At 68.8% G+C, this 20,228-nt stretch carries 13 protein-coding genes; 10 read left to right on the forward strand and 3 right to left on the reverse strand.

What is annotated here, in order from left to right; all coding sequences use genetic code 11:
* Positions 1-66 precede the first annotated feature (66 nt).
* Positions 67-2,532, forward strand: coding sequence for a hypothetical protein (locus RIE32_09740; GenBank protein ID MEQ9096532.1), 2,466 nt, complete (start codon positions 67-69; stop codon positions 2,530-2,532).
* Positions 2,529-4,310 carry a cytochrome c biogenesis protein CcsA gene (gene ccsA, locus RIE32_09745; protein MEQ9096533.1) on the forward strand — a complete coding sequence of 594 codons (1,782 nt, stop codon included), beginning with the start codon at positions 2,529-2,531 and terminating at the stop codon, positions 4,308-4,310. The genes RIE32_09740 and ccsA overlap by 4 nt, the downstream gene beginning before the upstream one ends.
* Before the next feature lie 11 nt (positions 4,311-4,321).
* On the opposite strand, the gene RIE32_09750 is transcribed toward ccsA, so the two are convergent.
* On the reverse strand, positions 4,322-7,420 hold the full coding sequence (locus tag RIE32_09750) for a proline dehydrogenase family protein (GenBank protein ID MEQ9096534.1): 3,099 nt from the start codon (positions 7,418-7,420) through the stop codon (positions 4,322-4,324).
* A 439-nt stretch (positions 7,421-7,859) separates the two neighbouring features.
* Between RIE32_09750 and ribF the strand changes: the two genes are divergently transcribed.
* The 5 genes from ribF to RIE32_09775 all read left to right on the forward strand — a co-directional run bounded on the left by ribF (position 7,860) and on the right by RIE32_09775 (position 13,041).
* The gene (gene ribF / locus RIE32_09755; protein ID MEQ9096535.1) at positions 7,860-8,882 is read left to right on the forward strand and encodes a riboflavin biosynthesis protein RibF; all 1,023 of its coding nucleotides are present in this window, start codon (positions 7,860-7,862) and stop codon (positions 8,880-8,882) included.
* Positions 8,879-9,925: a DHH family phosphoesterase gene (locus RIE32_09760; protein ID MEQ9096536.1), complete on the forward strand. Its 1,047-nt coding sequence runs from the start codon at positions 8,879-8,881 to the stop codon at positions 9,923-9,925. The genes ribF and RIE32_09760 overlap by 4 nt, the downstream gene beginning before the upstream one ends.
* On the forward strand, positions 9,922-10,713 hold the full coding sequence (locus RIE32_09765) for a DNA methyltransferase (protein ID MEQ9096537.1): 792 nt from the start codon (positions 9,922-9,924) through the stop codon (positions 10,711-10,713). The genes RIE32_09760 and RIE32_09765 overlap by 4 nt, the downstream gene beginning before the upstream one ends.
* Before the next feature lie 6 nt (positions 10,714-10,719).
* The gene (locus RIE32_09770) at positions 10,720-11,457 is read left to right on the forward strand and encodes a hypothetical protein (GenBank protein MEQ9096538.1); all 738 of its coding nucleotides are present in this window, start codon (positions 10,720-10,722) and stop codon (positions 11,455-11,457) included.
* A gap of 69 nt (positions 11,458-11,526) precedes the next feature.
* Complete coding sequence (locus RIE32_09775; GenBank protein MEQ9096539.1) at positions 11,527-13,041, forward strand: PhoPQ-activated protein PqaA family protein; 1,515 nt, start codon at positions 11,527-11,529, stop codon at positions 13,039-13,041.
* A gap of 12 nt (positions 13,042-13,053) precedes the next feature.
* Here RIE32_09775 and RIE32_09780 read toward each other — a convergent pair whose 3' ends face one another.
* Both RIE32_09780 and glyA read right to left on the reverse strand, forming a co-directional pair.
* A complete protein-coding gene (locus tag RIE32_09780) occupies positions 13,054-15,351 on the reverse strand; it encodes a VCBS repeat-containing protein (GenBank protein ID MEQ9096540.1) in 2,298 nt (765 codons plus the stop codon).
* 118 nt (positions 15,352-15,469) lie between these two features.
* The gene (gene glyA / locus RIE32_09785) at positions 15,470-16,816 is read right to left on the reverse strand and encodes a serine hydroxymethyltransferase (protein ID MEQ9096541.1); all 1,347 of its coding nucleotides are present in this window, start codon (positions 16,814-16,816) and stop codon (positions 15,470-15,472) included.
* A gap of 61 nt (positions 16,817-16,877) precedes the next feature.
* Here glyA and RIE32_09790 point away from each other — a divergent pair, with 61 nt between their 5' ends.
* Genes RIE32_09790 through RIE32_09800 form a run of 3 tightly spaced genes read left to right on the forward strand, consistent with a single transcriptional unit; the run spans position 16,878 to position 20,222 of the window.
* Positions 16,878-18,350, forward strand: coding sequence for an aldehyde dehydrogenase (locus RIE32_09790; protein ID MEQ9096542.1), 1,473 nt, complete (start codon positions 16,878-16,880; stop codon positions 18,348-18,350).
* Between the two features lie 3 nt (positions 18,351-18,353).
* A complete protein-coding gene (locus RIE32_09795; protein MEQ9096543.1) occupies positions 18,354-18,794 on the forward strand; it encodes a RidA family protein in 441 nt (146 codons plus the stop codon).
* Positions 18,795-18,809: 15 nt separating this feature from the next.
* Positions 18,810-20,222, forward strand: a complete 1,413-nt coding sequence (locus tag RIE32_09800) for a glucose-6-phosphate isomerase (protein ID MEQ9096544.1) — start codon at positions 18,810-18,812, stop codon at positions 20,220-20,222.
* The last annotated feature ends 6 nt before the right edge of the window (positions 20,223-20,228 follow it).

Consider the following 20,228-nt stretch of genomic DNA (forward strand, 5'->3'; position numbering starts at 1 on the left):
TTTCCGGTCGTGCAGGAACGAACACCGGGCCGCTTCCCTACCATTGCCGGAGCCCTTGGAGACTCCATGAGCCGGAAGTGGCAGCAGGTCAAGCAGTGGGATGATGCGCACCTGACCGGGCCGTTGTTGCCCGTTCGTTGGGTGCTGCGGCTGTTCAGCAGCGTGCTCTTTGGCGTGGGGCTGCTCGTGGTGGTTGCGTTGTACGGCGCGCTGGCGAGCCTGCCGGTGGGCCTGTTGATCGACGGACTGACATGGGGCGTCTATGGGCTCACGCTGGTCGCGGCGATCGCGCTCGTCGCCGGCCCGACGGCGGCGGCGACGGGCTTGGCAACGCGCGGCAGCGAGCGTGGCTGGCGGTTCTCGTTCGTTCTGCTGGCGCTGCTCGTTGGCGCGGGGCTGGCGATCGTCGGATGGCATCAACTGGTCTGGCCCCACCTGCGATACGAACCGGCGACGGGTGAGGGCTTCCGCGTGCTCGGGTCGGTCGCGGATCGCTACGCGGACGTCACGGTGCGCCGGCTTCCGGCGTTCGAGATGACCGAGTTGGAGTTCTACTCGTGGTGGCCGCTGCGCGTCGTGCTCGTGCTGTTCGTGATGACGATGATCGTGAGCACGGTCCGGCGGATCGCGTTCAACCTGCCCAACCTGGGCGTGCTGACGGTCCACACGGGCATCATCCTGCTAGGCCTGGGCAGCATCTACTACGGCGCGATGAAGCTCGAGGGCGACGTGCTGTTGCTGGCCGGGCCGACGGGCGCCGACGGCCTGCCCACCGATGGTCCCCCGCAGGCGGGCTTCTACGACCGCGGCGAGGTCGCATTGTGGATCAGCCAGGGCCGCGGGTGGGACCAGCGCCTGCTCAGCGGCGTGCCGCGGTACAACGCCTACGCCCTTGCCGCGGGGCTGGAAGACAGCGCCCTGGAGACCGCCGAGGTCCTGCGACCGCTCGAGGAAACTGGTCGCGAGTTGGACGTTGCCGTGCCGCCCACGCAGACCGGCGTGAGTGATCCCGATGTTGGTTTGCGCATCGTGGGTTATGCCCCGTACGCCGAGCAACGAACGGACTGGACGCCCGCGCCGGCGCCCGCCGGCGGGACGGCCAACCCCGTGCACTTCGTCGAGTTCTTCAGCGACGTGACGCCCCAGGGAGAGTTGGTTCGCAGCGACCGACCGTTGTTCCGCTTCTATTTCGTGCCCGATCGACCGCGATTGCGGGTGTCGCAGCTCCCGTTCCTCACGCTCGAGTATCGCCGTCAATTGGATGGACATTCCTGGCGTGAACTCACGGCCCCTGCGCCGTCGGCGGCTCGGCATGCGTTGGCCATCACGATGCCGGGCGAAGCGACGCCCACGGTGATTCCGGTGGGTGAGGGGCAGACCTTCGAATGGGGTGGGCTTGGGTTCGAGGTCGAGCAGTTGCTGCCCGAGCCGCCGTTCCCGATCATCACCGCGGGCTACGAAGACAGCACCAGCAGCGTGGCGATCGTGAAGATCACCAACGGCGACGACGAGATCACACGCTGGGTCTACAGCCGATTCCCCGAGATCAGCCAGGACCTGCGTGAAGGCGAGCAAGCCGACGGGCGGCCGAACCGTGAGGGCGCCGATGAGTCGCTCGTGCGCGTGCGTTACCTCGACCTGACCGGCCTGCACGTGGTGTTCGATGATCGCGGCGACGGGCGCACCCGCGTGGCGATCCGCCAGCCGGGCAACGCGGTGCGCGTGATCGAAGACGCCCAGATCGGCCAACGGTTCACCATCGTGGAGGGGCTGGACCTCAGGCGCAGCGAGTCGTGGGCGCACGCGGCGGAGATAGAGCGGCCGATCCCCGTGCCCGAGATTGATCGCGAAGGCGAGTTCATCGGCACGCACGACAAGGCGATGCTGGCGGTCGAGGTCTCGCTGGGAGACTGGCGTCGCGTGGTCTGGCTGCCGTTCATGAAGTACCTGAACATCGGGCAAAGCGAGGCGACGCGGGTGGAACTTCCCGACGGCCGGAGCATGCGGCTGGCGTTTGCGCGCGCCAGGCGTGCGTTGCCTGGGTTCCAGATTCGCATGGTCGACTTCGAGATGGTGGCCTACGACCACCGCGGCGCGCCACGCGACTATCGATCGACCATCCACGTCGAGCCCAGCGGGGCGAACCAGTGGTTCGAGCCGTACACGCGCAAGACGCAACTCAATGCGCCGCTACGGGCGCCGTTCGTGTGGAGCGACGAGCGCGGGTTGCTTGCCAACGTGCTGGGCTTCGTCGGGTCGCGCCTGGACCCGGCCCAGTTCAAGTTCGCCCAAGCCGGATGGGACGCCCAGGGCTGGGAACGGACGCAAGCGTTGGCCGACCAGGGGGCGATTCCCGAGCCGTACGCACAGTTCACCATCCTGCACGTAGGCAACAACCCGGGTATCCACGTGATCGCCCTGGGCGGGGTACTCATGGCGGTGGGCACGCCATGGGCGTTCTACGTGAAGCCGTGGATGCTCAAGCGTCGCAAGGCGAAGCTGGCGGCGATGCACAAGAAGGAGGCGGCATGACCCGCGTGGTCCTGGCAATCCTGGTCCTGCTGTTCGTGGCGTGCCCGACCCGGGCGCAGCTCGAGCCGGCGGGCAACCAGCATCCCGAGACTTCCGCCGACGTGGACGGACACGGACACAGCGCGCCGTTCGGCCGGCCCGTTCGGCTTGGTCTTGTGCCCGAGCAGAAGGCAGTCTTTGCCGACGAGATCGACCTCGCCCCCTTGCGCGCAACGGCGGTGTTCCACAACGGTCGGGTGAAGATCCTCGATACGCTGGCACTCGAGATGATGCGGACGCTGACCGGTCGCGAGCGATACGAGGAACTCGTGCTGGCTGCAGGGGCATCGCCGCTCTCGAGCGAAGGCGATCGCTACGCCGCGGCGGATCCCGATCGCTTCGACAAGGCGCGGTTCGACCCATTGTTCGTGCTGCTGGACCTGGCGATCGATCCGGCCCATTACGCCGATCGCCCCCTGATCGCGGTCGACTACCTGCCGGTGCGCGAATACTTCCTGGAAGCGGCGTTTCCGGATGATCCCGACCGGCGTGATCTGTGGCTCCGGATGACCCGCGTGAGCCCGATCATGGTCGAGACGCTGGGCCAGCCGATCTTCGAGCGCTATGGGCACCTCGAACCGGTGCGACGGTCCCTCGGGCAGGCCGACAACGCGTTGCGCGTCGCGGCCGGGGCGGGGGCGATGCTGCGCGTGGTCGCGCCCGAGACCAACGACCAACAGTGGGTGCACGTTGAGGACCTGCCCGAGAGCCATCCGGCTCGCGCGGCGGCCATGGAACTGGGTCGGGCGTGGCGATCGCTCGATGCGGAAGCGGCCAACGCCGCGATCGCCACGCTGGCGCGCGAGCTCGCGGCGATCAATCCGCAGACGCATCCGGTCAGCCGGGCGCGGATGGAACTGGCGTACAACAACGGCGACTTCTTCGACATCGGTATGTGGGCCTACGGCCTGAGCTTCCTCGCGCTGGTGCTGGCGTTCGGCACCGGACGCAAGTGGCTCATCGGTGCGGGCGTGGGGTTGCTGGTGGGCGCCGTGCTGCTGCACGCGATCGGATTCACGCTGCGGTGCCTCGTGGCCGAGCGGTTCGCGATCCAGAACCAGTTCGAGTCGATGGTGGGGCTGAGCCTGTTTGCGGCGATCGTGGCGGTCGGGCTGATGCTGCTCAAGCGGCAGTGGCTGTTCGGCGCGGCGGCGGCGGGCGTGGGCTTCCTCGTGCTCATCGCCGCGACGCAGACGGCGATCCCCGGGCAGACCATCGGCCGCGAGGCGGCGATTCTGAATACCAGCGTGCTGCTGAAGTACCACGTCACGACTGTGCTGGTGAGCTATGGGCTGATCACGGTGGGCTTCCTGTGCAGCGTGTTCTACCTGCTCGTGTCGCTCATGAGCCGGCGTCAGTCGGCGCGCGAGGCCGCGGCGGTCGCACTGCACGGCGAGGCGTCGATCGCCAAGGACCGGACGCTCGCGCGCACGCTGGACGACCTGGACAAGGCGCAGATGACGGCGCTGCAGCTCGCCTTCTGGACGCTGGGCGTGGGCATCCTGCTGGGGGCGTGGTGGGCCGACCACTCGTGGGGCCGCTGGTGGGCGTGGGACCCCAAGGAGACTTGGGCGCTGATCACGTGGATCGTCTACCTCATCGTCATCCACGTGCGGCTGATCATGGGACAGGGCAAGGCCCTGCTCACGGCGTGGCTGAGCGTTGCGGGATTCGGCATCATGCTGTGGACGTACTTCGGCGTGAACCTGCTGCTGGCTGGTTTGCACGCGTACGCCTGATCGAGTGAGGCTTACAGCTCGGGCGCGAAGCCTCGTCGCATGGTGTTCTCGCAGCTCGCGCGGGGTTCGACGAACTGGAGCAGGTAGTCGCTCCCGCCCGCCTTGCTGCCCACGCCCGACATGCCGAAGCCGCCGAAGGGCTGGCGGGCGACCAGGGCGCCCGTAATGCCGCGGTTGATGTAGAGGTTGCCCACGCGGAAGTCGCGCTTGGCTTTCTCGATGTGCGTGGGCTTGCGGGTAAAGACGCCGCCGGTGAGCTTGTAGGGGTGGCCGTTGGCGATCTTCAGTGCCTCGTCGTAGCTGCTGGCGTGCATGATGGCGAGCACCGGGCCGAAGACCTCCTGCCGGGCCAGGGTCTTGTCGGGCGTGACGCCGCTGAAGATGTGCGGTCCGACGAAGGGCTTGCCGACGGATTGCTCGAGGCCGGCGGGCACGTCCATGGCCAGTTCGAGCTTCAGGCCCTCTTTCTTCGCCGTCTCGATGTGGCGGCGGATGTTGGTCGCCGCTTCTTCGTCGATGACCGGGCCGACGTCGGTGCCGGGCCTGGTCGGGTCGCCGATGATCAGCGAGGCGGTGCTGGCGACCAGGCGGCGGATGAAGGTCTGGGTGTGCTCGCCCTCTGGGCCCTGCGGGTCGACGATGATGCAGCGGCTGCACGCGCTGCACTTCTGGCCCTGGAAGCCGAAGGCCGAGAGGCGAACTCCGAGGACGGCCTCGTCGAGGTCGGCGCTGCTGTCGACGATGATGGCGTTCTTGCCGCCCATCTCGCAGACGACCTTCTTGACGTGGTGCTGCTCTTCGGGGGTGACGCCGGCGGCCTTGATGATGTCCAGGCCCACGGCCTTGCTGCCGGTGAAGCACAGCAGCGACACGCGCGGATCGCGGACGAGGGCGGCGCCGGTGGTCTCGCCGGGGGCGGGGCAGAAGTGGATGGCGTCCTGGTGCTCGCCGCCGAACTCGGCGTCGATGGATTGCTTCAAGATGTCGAAGCAGATCTTGGCGATCGCGGGCGTCTGCTCGGCGGGCTTGAGGATCACCGTGTTGCCCGTGACGAGCGCGGCCGTGGTCATGCCGCAGGCGATGGCCAGCGGGAAGTTCCACGGGCTGATTACCACCGCGACGCCGCGGGGCTGGTACCAGGTCTCGTCGAGCTCGCCGATGAACCGGCCCAGGCGGTGGCGCTCGAAGAGGGCCACGCTCTGGCGGGCGTAGTACTCGCAGAAGTCGATGGCCTCGGCCACGTCGCCGTCGGCGTTGCGCCAGTCCTTGCCGTTCTCCTTGATGATGACGCCGGAGAGTTCATCGCGGCGCTCGCGCATCGCCTGGGCGGCGCGGACGAGGACGCTGGCGCGCTTCACCGGGTCGGCGTCGCGCCAGGCGGGGAAGGCGCGCTCGGCGCGGGCGACCATCTCGCTGGCCTGCTGCGGCGTGCGGTCGTTGGCGACCGTGGGGACGCTGGCCGATTGCACCGCTTTCGCGAAGCGCTCGCGGACGTCCTTCCTCGAGAAGTCGCGCAGGGGCTCGGTGGTGAAGGGGCGGCCGTCGCCGACGTTGGGGTGGGCGTTGCTCAGCTCGTGGCGCTCGGCGGCCATCTTGTAGAGGTCGTCGATGGCCGTGGGCTGGCCGGCGCGGGGGGCGGGGCGGGCGAGCAGCACCGCCTCGTCGGCCTCGTCCAGGAAGCCGGCCTTCAGCCAGCTCTCGTTGCTGGTGTTCTCCAGCAGCCGGCGCACGAGGTAGGCCATGCCGGGGATCATCTCGCCCACGGGCACGTACTCACGAATGCGCAGGCCCATGTCGCTGGCGGCGTGCTTGAGCTGGTCGGCCATGCCGTGGAGCATCTGGAGCTCGACGGCGGTGCGCGGCAGGCCCTTGGAATCGCTATAGGCCAGCGCCGCGGCGATCGAGCGGACATTATGGCTTCCAAGCGCCAATTTGACGCCGCCCGAGCCGCTGTCCAGGTGCGTCGGGCCCATGCCGCTGGCCTCGGGGGCGACCGGGCAGTGATCCAGGAAGACCTTGCACATGTCCTCGAAGCACTGGTCGGTCTGCCACTTGGCGTTCCAGACCGGGCATGGCCAGCCCTCCTGCTCGGCGTGGATCGTCTCGCTGTCCCAGTAGGCGCCCTTGACCAATCGAACGGTCACGATGCGCCCCGTCCGCTGGGCCCACTCGCTGACGCGCTGCGCATCGGCGACGCCGGACTTCAGGTACGCTTGCATGGCCAGGCCGGCGTGGAAGTCGACCGCCTCGCAGCAGCGGAAGAACAGCTCGAGGGTCAGGTCCTTCAGAGCAAAATGCTCCATGTCGAAGTTGACGAACACGCCCTTGTCGCGCGCGGTCTCGAGGATCGGCGTGAGGCGGGTCATGAGGTCGTCGATCGCCCCGGCGGTGTCGATGGGGTCGGCCTTGGCGCTGAGCGAACTGATCTTGATCGACACGTTCGTGCGCGGGATGCCGCCCAGGTGGTCGCGCTCCAGGCGGGCGTTGGTCTTCCAGCCGGCGACGTCCTCGGGCAGGTTCTCGATGAGGTCCAGGTATTTCGCCTTGTACGCGTCGGCTTCTTCATCGCTCACGCAGGCCTCGCCCAGGAGGTCCACGCTGAAGGCGATGCCGTTGTCCCAGAGCTTCTTGAGGCCCGGCAGCGCGCTCTGCGCATCGGTGCCGGCGATGAACTTCTTGCCCATGCCCTCGATCTGCCCCGAGATCGTCTTGGTCATGAGGCCCTTGGCAAGCGAGCCGGCCTTGAGGCCAAGGTCCATGCCCGGGGGCATGGTGACGTGGTCCTGGCCCAGGTAATCGACCAGGTGCTCGTGCACCATGTCGCTGGTTGTCAGCACGGGGAAGGTGTCGACGAAGCGGAACATCTCGACCTTGAAGCCGTGGTCGCGCATGGACCAGTCCATGAGCTTGTCGGAGTAGAAGCTCTTGCTCAGCAGACCGGCCCGGTGCTTGCGGGCCCGGGCGAGCATGTCCGAGCCGATCGCGGCGATGGCCGGGTTGATCGGGTCGCCCGCGTGCCCGTTGTCGGGGGTCGCGTAGCCGTTGGCGCCGCTGGGTCGGGCGGCGTCGGTGGTGATGGGGCGGGGCTGCTTGCGGCTGAAGATGGCCATGGAATCGATGGTCCTCGCGAGTGGGTGGGCTGGGCGTCGGGCGTGCGCTGGGGGGCCCGTGGCGCGAGCGTCGCGGGGGCCATGGCAATTGTACGGGGCATGGCGGGCGGGCCGTGGGCGGCGGGGCGCGCGTGCGGGATGGTCGCGGGGGTGCGTCCGGCGGGCCGTTGGGGCGCATCGGCCGGCGAATGGTCCGCATCGGCTCGCAACGAGGGCGCATCGGATCGCGAGAGGCGCGCATCGGCTCTCGATGCGGGCGCATCGGGCCGCGAGAGGGGCGCATCGGCTCCCGAAACGCGCGCATTCGCCCTCGACAGGGGCGCATCGGCCGTCGATACGTGCGCATCGGGCCCTGATAGGGGCGCATCGCTTCCCGATGCGCTTGGGTATCGGACCGCCAACCCCGCCTGGCGGCCCGTGGGGGCCGTACCATGCCGCCGTGCCGCCCCCAGGTGACAATTCCGGCGATCTTCCGAACACGACCCGATCAGGCGGGCGGTCCGTGCTGACCATCGGCGTGTTCGATGGCGTGCACCTGGGCCACCGGAAGCTGATCGAGACCGCCAGGGCCATCGCCGACGGGCTGGATGGGGAGCCCGGAACCCCCCCGGGAGGGGCTCGCGTCGTCGCCCTCGCGTTCGAGCCCTCGCCCAAGGCCGTGCTCGACCCCGAGCACGCGCCGCCCCGATTGACCGGCTTCGAGGACCGGGCCGACCGCTTGCTGGACGCCGGGGCCGACGAGGTGCTGCGCCTCGAACCCTCGAAGGATCTCTTGGGGCTGGCGCCCGAGCGGTTCGTCGACGACGTGCTGATGCCCATGCATCCGGCGGCGATCGTCGAAGGATCGGACTTCCGGTTCGGCGCCAAGCGCGCGGGCGACGTGGGGACGCTGGCCGAATTGGGTGAATCCAGGGGCTTCTCGGTGCGGATCGTCGAGCCGGTCGAGGTTTCGCTGAACGACCAGAGCGTGGTGGCCGCCAGCAGCAGCCGCGTGCGGTGGCTGCTGGCCCACGGCCGCGTGGCCGACGCCGGGCGTGTGCTGGGCCGCGCGTACGAGATGGTGGGGACGGTCGTGCAGGGCGACCAGCGCGGGCGGACGATCGGCTTCCCGACGGCGAACCTGGCGAGCGACCAGACGCCGCCGGGCGAGGGCGTGTACGCGTGCATCGCGACGCTGGAGGATGGCCGGGCTGTTCCCTGCGCCGCCAACGTCGGCGAGCGCCCGACCTTCGACGGCGCCGAGCGCCGCGTCGAGGCGCACCTGATCGGGTACCAGCGCGGGCGCGACGAGCCCGAGTACGGCTGGCCGCTGCGGCTGGCCTTCGTCTCGCGCCTGCGCGACCAGGTCCGCTTCGATGGAGTCGAACACCTGACGGCCCAGCTCGCGCGCGACGTGCAGCGCGCGAACGAACTCTTGTCGACGACCGTGCCCTCGTGGCAGGAAATGGAACAGAACGCATGAGCAGCGCCACGGAGAGCCCCGCCTACGAGTCGACCGTCTCGCCGAAGGAATTGGCCGAATGGCTGCGCGAGGCGGGCCGGCTGCTGGTCATCTGCCACACGCGGCCCGACGGCGACGCGGTGGGCAGCACCCTGGCGATCGCGCGGGCGGCAAAGATGGCCGGCGTGCAGGTCCAGCTTGCCTACGCGGGCGAACTGCCGCCCTGGATGGACGAGATATTGGGCGAGGCGAGCTGGGTGCACCTCGACGCCGGCGACCCGCCGGCGGCGTTCGATCGTTGTTTAGTCTGCGACACCGGCGCCTGGAGCCAGCTTGAGCCATACAAACCCTGGATCGCGGGCAAGGCGGACCGGGTGGCCGTGCTGGACCACCATCGCAGCGGCTCGCCGGACCTGGCCGAGGCGCGATTGATCGACAGCGACGCCGCCGCGGCGTGCGAGATGGCCGCCGAGGTCTGCACGCTGCTCCTGGGGATCGAGCGCGCCAGCGACCTGCCGGTGGACATCGCCGAGCCGCTCATGCTCGGGCTGGGCACGGACACCGGCTGGTTCCGCCATCCCAGCGTGACGCCCCACGTGCTGCGTTTGGCGGCCGATCTGGTCCAGGCCGGGGCCGAGCATCCCAGGCTCGTGAAGATGACGATGCTGAGCGACCCCATCCAGCGCCTGAAGCTGATGAGCAAGGCGCTCGGCTCGCTGAGCCTCCACGAGGACCTGGGCGTCGCGGTCGTGCGGGTGCACGCCGAGGACATCACGAGCATCGGGGCGAGCGTGGGCATGACCAGCGGGTTTGCCGACCCGGCGCTCGCGGTCAAGAGCGTGCGCGTGGCGATCGTGCTGGTCGAGCTGCCGCCCGAGGGCGACGGCACGAAGAAGGTCAAGATCAGCATGCGCAGCAAGGTGGGCGGCCCGGACGTCGCGAAGCTGGCCGGCGCGTTCGGCGGTGGCGGGCATATCCGCGCCGCGGGCGCGCGCAGCGAATTGAGCCTCGACGAGACGGAGAAGAAGCTGCTCGAGCTGATCGCCCAGGACGCGTCCTCATGAGCGAGCGAGGCCCGCAGAAGGCCAAGCCGGGGCCGCCCCGCTGGCAGGACGTCGCCGGCGACCCCAAGGTGCGCCCGGGCAAGCGCCCGCCCATGCGACCCATGACCACGACCTTGTGGGCCTACCCAAGCCAGCACTACGACGGCGCCAAGACCGTCCAGGGCGACAAGACGTACACCGGCGGCACGCCGAGCTGGGTGATCTGGCAGCTTCTGGACCGATACACGCGTGAGGGCGACGTCGTGCTCGACCCTATGTGCGGCGGCGGCACGACCCTGGACGTGTGCGCCGACATGGGCCGCAAGGGCATCGGCTACGACCTGGTCCCCAGCCGACCGGACATCAAGCAGGCCGACGCGCGCGAGCTGCCGGTGAAGGATGCATCGGTCGACTTCGTCTTCCTCGACCCGCCCTACTCGACCCACATCGACTACAGCAACCACCCCGACTGCATCGGCAAGCTCGATTCGAGCGAGGCGGCGTACTACGAGGCGATGGCGGGCGTGTTCGACGAGGTCTACCGCGTGCTGAAGGACCGGCGGTACATGGCCGTCTATGTCAGCGACTCGTGGCGCAAGCAGAAGGGCGTGGCCGGCGGCACCTTCATGCCCATCGGCTTCGAGCTGTTTGCGATGCTGCGGGAGAACTTCCGGCCCATCGACATCGTGTGCGTCGTGCGGCGCAACGCGAAATTAAGGCAAGGAAACCGCCACATGGCGGCGGCGAAGGACAACTTCTTCATCCGGGGGTTCAACTATCTGCTGATCTTCAAGAAGGAAGCGGGCTGAGTCGCCATGGATCGTCCGCTCTTCATCACGACCATCCCCAAGGCGGGTACCTACTTCATGGCTGCGCTGCTGCGCGAGCTTGGCCTGCGTGATCTGCGGCGGCACGTCTATCCCGACTGCTACCACGACTATGGCCAGGCGTTCTACAAGGACGGAGGTCGCGGCATTCCCAAGGAGATCAAGCGGCCCATCGAGGCCTTCGCCGAGGACGCCGGGCCGGGTGGCTTCGCGGTGGGGCACCTGCACTGCGGCGATCGCGAGCGGGCGGCGCTGTCGGGCTGTCGCGTGGTGTACCTGGTGCGTGAGCTGCGTTCGGCGATCGTGTCGTCCATGCGCTTCGAGGCCTATACCGGCCGGGACACCCGCGCGTGGACGAGGGTCGAGGACCCGCGCGAGCGGCTTCTGGGCTACCTGGAGCACCACGACATCGTGCTCTATCGCGCCCGGCACACCGCCGATTGGCGGTGGCACGCGAACCTGACGCTGGACTTTGCAGAGCTCCGCCGCCCGGCGGTCGTCGAGCGGCTCATCGGCTGGCTGGGGGCCCCGCGTGGCGACGCGGCGGCGGCGATCGAGGCCGCCCGCGGCCAGGACACGCTCACGCGCGTTCCGCCCGACGAGCGGGGGTACTGGTCCGGTCCGGCCGAGGATTGGTTCGTTCGCCACGGCGGACCGGCCCTGAACGAGGCGCTGGGCTACGACGACGACGCGGCCCGGGCAGCGATCCGACGGGCCGAGGGCTGAAGAGCCGGTCGGGCGTCCGCGCACGCGGGGCGGCAACGGCGCGGAGTGCGCGACGGGCTAGCATCGGCCATGAAGCGAGCCGCCGTCCTGTTGCTGTCGTGCCTGCTGCCCATCGCCGCCTGCGCCCAGACGGGCGAGCGTGCCGAGCCCCAGCCGACCGTCCCGCCGGGCGAGTCTCCGCTGGATCGCTACACCGCTGCGCGCGATGACTCGTTCGCGTGGAAGGTCGTCAAGGCCTACGCCGGCGGCGCCGGGCGCGAGGACCTGACGGGGTTCGCCATCGACCTGACCAGCCAGACCTGGCGCACCGAGGGCGAAGTTGATTACCCCGAGTGGACCCACATGATGCAGGTCGTCGTGCCCGATTCCCCGCGGCACGACACGGCCCTGCTGCTGGTGGGCGGCGGGCAACGCCAGTCGCTGCCGCCCGAGCGGCTCCAGGAGGAGCTGTGGATCATCGCCGAGGCGACGGGCACCATCGTCGCCGCCGTGCCCAACGTGCCCAACCAGCCGCTGTCGCTGCCCGAGCCCGACGGGACGCTGGGCGACATCCGCTTCGAGGATGACCTGCTGGCCGAGAGCTGGGTCGTCGCCAAGCGGACCGGCGATGACGGCTGGGTGATCCATCTGGCGATGGTCGAGTCGGTCGTCGCGGCGATGGATGCTCTCCAGGCCTTCGCCCGGACCGAGGAGGCCGGCGGGCACGCCATCGAGGGCTTCGTGGTCTCGGGCGGCAGCAAGCGTGGGTGGACGACCTGGCTGACGGCCGCCGTCGACGACCGCGTCGAGGCCATCATCCCGATGGTCATCGACACGCTGAACCTTCCTGCGACCATGCGCCACCACTACGGGGCCTACGGCTTCTTCGCCCCGGCCATCGGCGACTACGCGGGGCGGAACCTGATGCAGCAACTCGACACGCCCTTCGGCGAGCGCTTGCGGCGGATCGTCGACCCGTACCTGTTCCGCGACCGGCTGACCATGCCGAAGTTCGTGCTGAACACCAGCGGCGACGAGTACTTCCTGCCCGACACGCCGCGCTACTGGATCGACGACCTGCCCGGTGAAACGAGGCTGCGCATCGTGCCCAACTGGGACCACGCCATCGACCGCAGCGGCGACGCGATCTTCAGCGCCATCGGCTTCTACGAGGCGATCCTGTGCGAGGTCGAGCTGCCCTCGCTCAACGTCGAGGTCATCGAAGACACCGGCGACGCCGTCGAGTGGGTGATGGAGGTGGTGATCCCCGACGAGCGCGTGCACCTGCGCCGCCTGACGCTGTGGCCCGCGACCAATCCCGACGCCCGCGACTTCCGCGAGGAGGTCGTCGGCAAGCCCTTCCGCATGCGGATGCTGACGCCCGAGGAAGACGGCCCGCACGCGGGCAGGTACCGCGTGCGCATCGAGAAGCCCGAGGCCGGCTACACGGCCTTCTTCGTCGAGGACCGCTACGACGTGCAGGGCCAGAACCTGCCGCTGGTGTTCACCACGCAGGTGCAGATCATCCCAGACGTGCTCGAGCATGCGTTCGAGGTTGAGGGTGACGCCGCCGAAGGCGAGCAGCCGGTGCCGGTCGATCCCTGAGCCCGGCGGGCCCTACGGGCAGCCGGCGTCGAAGGCGTTCTGAAAGGCGAGGAAGTCGAAGAGAGTGAGCGAACCGTCGCCGTCGAAGTCGGCGATGGGGTCGCCGGCGTCGAAGAGGTTCTGGAAGGCCAGGAAGTCGAAGATGGTGAGGACGCCGTCGGCGTCGAGGTCGGCTGGGCATGGGCCGGGCGGGCAGCGGTGGGGCAGGATGGCCACGACCCCGACCCCGAAGCTGGACACGAAGATGTCGGGCAGGCCCGCGCCGCGAACGTCGGCGACGGCCAGGCTATCGCTGCACGAGCCCTCGGGGATGTAGAGCGACGACGACTCGAAGGCGAGGCCGCCGCCCGCGTGCGAGGTATTGAAGAACACGCCCGACCCAAACACGATGTCGGTCTTCCCGTCTCCATCGACATCCGCGAGTGCGACGTCGCAGGCATCGGTGCCAGCGGGGAACGTTGCCGAGGGGCCGAAGGTGCCGTCGCCGTTGCCCAGGCTGACCCGGACGCGAACGGTCTCGCCGGTGATCAGGTCGATCGCACCGTCTTGGTCCACGTCGCCCAGAGTCGTGCCGTAGCCATGGCCCGGCACCGTGGGCGCCAGAACGAACTCGCCGTCGCCCCGGTTTCGCAGAACGCCCGCGCCATCCCGGGTACCGACGACGGCGTCCAGGTCGCCGTCTCCATCGATGTCCGCCAGGCTCACGCGGCCCGGCGCGTCGCCAACCGGGTAGATCCGTCCGGGCATGAACGCGCCGTCGTTCTCGAAGATGTAGAGCAGGTTAAAGTCTCCGCGAGCGACGGCGGCCACGTCCAGGTCGCCATCGCCGTCGATGTCTCCGAGCGCGAGATTGCGGCACTCTTCCACGCCCGACAAGAGGATCGGGCGATCCAGGGCGCCCGTTCCATCGTTGTACATCACGATGACGCGATTGGCCGCTGGCATGGCGACCGCCACGTCGATGTCGCCATCGGCGTCGATGTCGCCCAGGGCGAGCCTTCCGGGCTGGAAGCCGGCTACGAAGGTCTGCATCGGCTGCAACGTGCCATCGTCGTTCAACGCGATCCCGACGCGATGTTCGTCGAAGAGCGTCGTCACGAGGTCCGGGTCGCCATCGCCGTCCATGTCGGCGAACGCGATGGGGCCTGGGTAGGCGCTGCCGATGTCTCCGGGCTGGTAGACGCTGTACGTCTCGAGCCCGCCCAGGCCGTCACCGTCGATCGCGACGAGGCGGCCGCCCTTGAGCGTGAAGAGGTCGAGGTCCGCATCCCCGTCGCCATCGGCCCAGACGACCTGCTCGGCCTCGATCGGGGCGATGTCGGTTCGGGGCGTGAACTGGCCGAGGCCGTCGTTCTCCAGCACCCGTGCGGGACCAAATCCCAAGAGCGGGGCGAGCGCGAGGTCGGTGTCGCCGTCGGCGTCGAAGTCGCCCGCCGCGATGGACTGGTATTGTCGGCTGGGATCGACCGCCAACTGCAGCGGGAAGGTTCCATCGCCGGCGCCCAGGAGCAGCGAGACCCCGCCCACCCCCTGGCCGCTCACCGCCGCGTCGAGATGCCCGTCGCCGTTTGCGTCGAAAAGTGTGATGTCGTCGGGATTTCGTCCGCCGGCCGGCCGTCGCTCCACAACCGCGAACGCGCCCGCGCCGTCGTTGGCCAGCACGACGAACTCGCCATAGAAATCGGCGAAAACCAAGTCCATGTCGCCGTCGCCGTCGGCATCTCCGGCGGCCATCACGCTGGCCGAATCGCCCACGGCGTACCTGACCTGGGGACCGAATGTGCCGTCTCCGCGATTGAGCAGGATGGAGACATCGCCGCTTAGGGCGTTGTTGACCGCGATATCCAGGTCGCCATCGCCGTCGAGGTCCTGGATGTCCACGCCACGAGGCAGGGCGCCCACGGCCAGGATCACGGGGTCCGCCAGGCCGCCATCGCCATCGTTCAAGAGTAACGCGATGTCGCCGATGCGTTGCAGAGCGGCGACCACGTCCAGATCGCCATCGCCATCGATGTCGCCCGCGTTCAATCGGAACGCTTCACCCGGTGTGTCAAAGAAGACCGGACTGGCATAGGAGCCACTGCCGAGCCCGAGCGTCAACCACACGCCGAACGAACCGCTGCAGGTGACGACATCGGTGATGCCGTCGCCATTGAAGTCGGCGGCAAGCAGATCCTCGGCCTGCACACCGCCCACTGGAAAGGTCTGGCCGGGATAGAGCGGCCCGGGGCAACCTTGGGCCCAAGCCACGTGGCCGGGCATGATCGCCGCGAGCGTCACCAGGATAGCCAGACCCGTTGCTTTGTCCACTTTCGCCCTCCTCCGTTCCGATAGGCTAACCGAAGCCGTGCGAACGTGCAACGGGAATATCCTGGATGATCTTCGCTCGAGTTCTTGCCGCGAGACCGTGAGCCGAGTCACCCACCTGCTATCCATGACCCGGTAATGCAAACCGCCCGCACAACCCCCGCACCTCCTCGCGCACCTTGCTCGCCTCGCGGTCCAGCTCGCCCTTGAGCCCGGCGGTCAGCACGCGGTCGATCATGCCGGCGACCTGCTGCATCTCATGCTCGCCGAAGCCGCGGGTGGTGACGGCGGCGGCGCCTAAACGAATCCCGCTGGTGGTCTTGGGCGGGCGGGGGTCCTGGGGCACGCCGTTCTTGTTGCAGATGATGCCGGCGGCCTCGAGCCACTGCTCGGCGTCCAGGCCGGTGAGCTCGTCGCTCTTGCCGCGCAGGTCGACGAGCATGAGGTGGTTGTCGGTGCCACCGCTGGTGATGCGATAGTCCTTGCTCGCCAGCGCGCCGGCGAGGGCGTGCGCGTTCTTGATCACGTTCTTCGCGTAGGTCTTGAATTCGGGCTGCAACGCCTCACCAAACGCAATCGCCTTGGCGGTAATGATGTGCATGAGCGGGCCGCCCTGCATGCCCGGGAAGACGGCGCGGTTGAGCTTCTTGGAAAGCTCCTCGTCGTTGGTCATGATCAGCCCGCCACGCGGCCCGCGCAGGGTCTTGTGCGTGGTGGTCGTGACGACGTGGGCGTGGGGGAAGGGGGACGGGTGCTCGCCCGCGGCCACGAGCCCGGCGATATGGGCGATGTCGGCGAAGAGGATGGCGCCGACTTCATCTGCGATCTCCCGGAACTTCTTGAAGTCGATCACGCGCGGGTAGGCCGAGTAGCCGCACATGAGCACCTTGGGCTTGTGCTCCAGGCAGACCTCGCGGACCTTGTCGTAGTCGATGCGCTCGAAGTCGGGGTGGGATTCGTCGTAGTGCAGCGGGTAGTGCACCGGCTTGAACCACTTGCCGCTCATGTTGACCTTCAGGCCGTGGCTCAGGTGCCCGCCGTCGGCGAGAACTAAGGACGCGAAGGTGTCGCCCGGCTGGAGCAGCGCCAGGAAGGCTGCCGCGTTGGCCTGGGCGCCCGAGTGCGGCTGCACGTTGGCAAAGTTGCAGCCGAAGAGCTGCTTGGCGCGGTCGATGGCCAGCTGCTCGACGGCGTCGTGGTTCACGCAGCCGCCGTAGTAGCGGGCGCTCGGATAGCCCTCGGCGTACTTGTTGGTCATGCACGTGCCCGCGGCGGCCATGACGGCGGGCGAGGCGTGGTTCTCGCTGGCGATCAGCTCGATGGTGCTCGCCTGCCGCTCGCCCTCGGCGTCGAGGATGGCGGCGACGTCGGGGTCCTGCGAGCGGATGAGTTCGACGGCGGCCGAGTGGGCGTCGGCGGGTGCGGCGTTGGCAGCGGTAGGGGCGGCGGTCGTGGTCGTCGGGGTCATGGTGCAGTGTAGGGCGAAGCGGCCGCGAAACCCGCGTGCCGGCGGGGATCTACAGTGCCCGGTGAGCACCTCTACCGCCAGCACCGCGACCCATCTTGCCAACTGGATCGGCGGCCAGCCCAGGCCCGCCAGCGGCGGCGCGACGATCGACAACGTCGACCCTGCGACGGGGCAGACCATCGGCACGATCCCGGCTTCGACCGAGGCCGACGTGGACGCGGCGGTGGAGGCGGCGACGGGCGCGTTCGACGCGTGGGCGAGCCTGGATGGCGAGGCCCGCTGCGACGCGCTCATGAAGCTCGCCGATGCGGTAGACGCGGACCTGGACGCCTTCGCCCGCGCCGAGAGCATCGATAGCGGCAAGCCGATCTCGGTCGCTCAATCGATCGACATCCCCCGGGCCGTGCGGAACCTGCGTTTCTTCGCGACGGCGGCGGCGCAGTTCGCCAGCGAGAGCCACGACGTGCCGGGCCAGATGCTCGGCTACACGCTGCGGCGGCCCAAGGGCGTCGTTGGGGCCATCAGCCCGTGGAACCTGCCGCTGTACCTGCTGACCTGGAAGATCGCGCCGGCCCTGGCGGCCGGGTGCACCGTGGTGGCCAAGCCCAGCGAGCTGACACCGACGACCGCGAGCATGCTCGGCGAACGGGCGGCCAAGGTGCTGCCGCCGGGCGTGCTCAACATCGTGCACGGCTACGGCGAGCCCGCGGGCGCGAGCATTGTGCAGCATCCGGGCGTCGCGGCGGTGACGTTCACGGGTTCGACGAAGGTTGGCCGGTGGATCGGCAAGGTGTGCGGCGAGTCGCTCAAGCCCTGCTCGCTCGAGCTGGGCGGCAAGAACGCGTTCGTGGTCTTCGATGATGCCGACGTCGAGCAGGCCAGCGCGACGGCCATCCGGGCGGCGTTCAGCAACCAGGGCCAGATCTGTTTGTGCGGCTCGCGCGTGCTGGTGCAGGCGGGGGTGTACGACCGCGTCGTCTCGGCGCTCGTGGAGGGCGCGAAGGGGCTCAAGCCGGGCGACCCGCTCGAGGGCGACACCCGCTTCGGCGCCCTCGTCAGCCACGACCATCGCGACAAGGTGGCCGGGTACGTCGAGCGGGCGTTGGGGGATGGGGCGCGTGTGCTCGCCGGTGGCAGGACGCCCGATTCGGCGCCCGATCGCGTGAAGAACGGCGCGTTCTACCTGCCCACGGTCCTCGACGACGTTCGGCAGGACTGCCAGATCATCCAGGAAGAGGTCTTCGGCCCGGTCTGCACCTTGCAGCGGTTCGAGACCGAGGCCGAGGCGATCGAGCTGGCCAACGGCACGCCCTATGGCCTGGCCGCCAGCGTGTGGACCAAGGACCTCGCCCGCGCCCACCGCGCGAGCGCGGCGCTCCAGGCCGGCATCGTGTGGGTCAATTGCTGGATGCTCCGCGACCTGCGCACCCCCTTCGGCGGCGTCAAGCAATCGGGCGTCGGCCGCGAGGGCGGCTGGGAGGCCATGCGTTTCTTCACCGAGCCCAAGAGCGTCACCATCAACACGGGTGGGTAACTCATGTCTGACTCGATCTCAACCGATGCCGCTCCCAAGCCCGTCGGGGCGTATCCGCACGCCCGCCGCGTTGGCGACCTCCTGTTCTGCTCGGGCGTCGGCCCGCGGGCGCCTGGTGATAGCTCCGTGCCGGGCGTGACGCTCGACGACGCGGGCGAGCTGGTCGACTACGACTTCGAGGCCCAGTGCCGGGCGTGCTTCGAGAACATCCGCGCCGTCGTCGAGGCCGGCGGGGCGAGGTTCCAGGACATCGTCGACGTGCAGGTCTACCTGACCGACATCCCGCGGGACTTCAAGGCCTTCAACGCGCTCTGGAAGGAGTACTTCGCCGGCGAAGGGAAACCGAATCCCTGCCGCACGACCATCGAGGTCAGCCGCCTGCCGCAGGGGGGGAACGCCCCGATCGCCGTGGAGTTGAAAGTGGTGGCCGCCCTGCGCCGATGACCGATACCCTCGGCCATGCCCGCAACGACGACCACCGCCACCACCCTCGCCCTCGACACCGCTCGCTGCCTGAGCACCGCCGTGCACGACCACGGGCTGGACCCCGACGTGCTGGCCCCGGGCGGTCCTGCGGCCGCAGCGGCGGTGGTGCTGACCCAGCGGCTGGAGACCAGCCGCGGCACGGGCTGGGAGCGATGGCGGCTGCTGGCCGAGGGGGCGATGCGTGAGGAGCACGTCAAGGCCGTCAAGGCGATCGCCAAGAAGTACGCGGGCCAGCTCGACAACGTCGTGGTGCTGGGCATCGGCGGCTCGGCCTTGGGCAACATCGCGCTCCAGAGCGCGCTCAACCCGCTGACGCACAACCTGGCGAAGGACCGGACGCACCCGAGGCTCTTCGTGCTCGACAACGCCGATCCGATCCCCTTCCACCAGACGCTGGGTTTCATAACAAATGAGGACCCCAAGTTCGACCGCACGCTGTTCGTGGTGATCAGTAAGAGCGGCGAGACGGCCGAGACGGCGGCGCAGTTCCTGATCGTGCGCGACATGCTGCAAAAGGCCCGGGGCGATGGGCACGTCGATCGCTTGATCGCCGTCACCGACCCCGAGAAGGGCACCATGCGCCGCTTGTGCGATGCGGCGGGCTACGAGACGCTGCCCGTGCCCGAGGGCGTGGGGGGCCGATTCAGCGCGCTCAGCCCGGTGGGGTTGATCAGTTGCGCCCTGTGCGGCATCGACATCGACGCCCTGCTCGATGGCGCCGCCGCAATGGAGCAGGCGTGCCGGAGCGAAGACCTGCACGCCAACCCCGCCGCCATGCTCGCCACCGTGCTTGTTGAGCTCGGCCAGCGGCAGGGCAAGACGGTGCACGTCATGATGCCCTACGCCAACCAGCTCTACCTCATGGCCGACTGGTGGCGGCAGCTCTGGGCCGAGAGCCTGGGCAAGATCGTCAAGGGCGTGCAAGGCGTGACGTACGCCGGCTTCACGCCCGTCAAGGCCCTGGGCGCGACCGACCAGCACAGCCAGGTGCAGCTCTATCGCGAGGGGCCCAACGACAAGGCGATCATCTTCCTGGAGGTCGAGAAGTTCGCCACCGACGTGGCCATCCCCGCCGGCCTGGGCGAGGACGCGCTGGCGTACCTCGAAGGCTCCAGCCTCGCCACCCTCCTGAGCGCCGAGAAGAAGGCCACCGAGTTCGCGCTCACCGAGAGCCGCCGCCCCAACCTGACCATCAAGTTCCCCGAGGTCACCCCCCACACCGTCGGCCAGTTCATGATGCTCTGGCAGATCGCCACCGCCTACGCGGGGCTCATGTTGGGCGTCGACGCGTACGACCAGCCGGCCGTCGAGCTCGGCAAGAAGGCGACGTTTGCGTTGATGGGCAAGCCGGGGTTTGAAGAACTCGCCGAGCGGCTGAAGTCATAGCCTCCG

It is taken from the genome of Phycisphaerales bacterium (genome assembly GCA_040221175.1).
Classification (GTDB): Bacteria; Planctomycetota; Phycisphaerae; order Phycisphaerales; family UBA1924; genus JAHCJI01.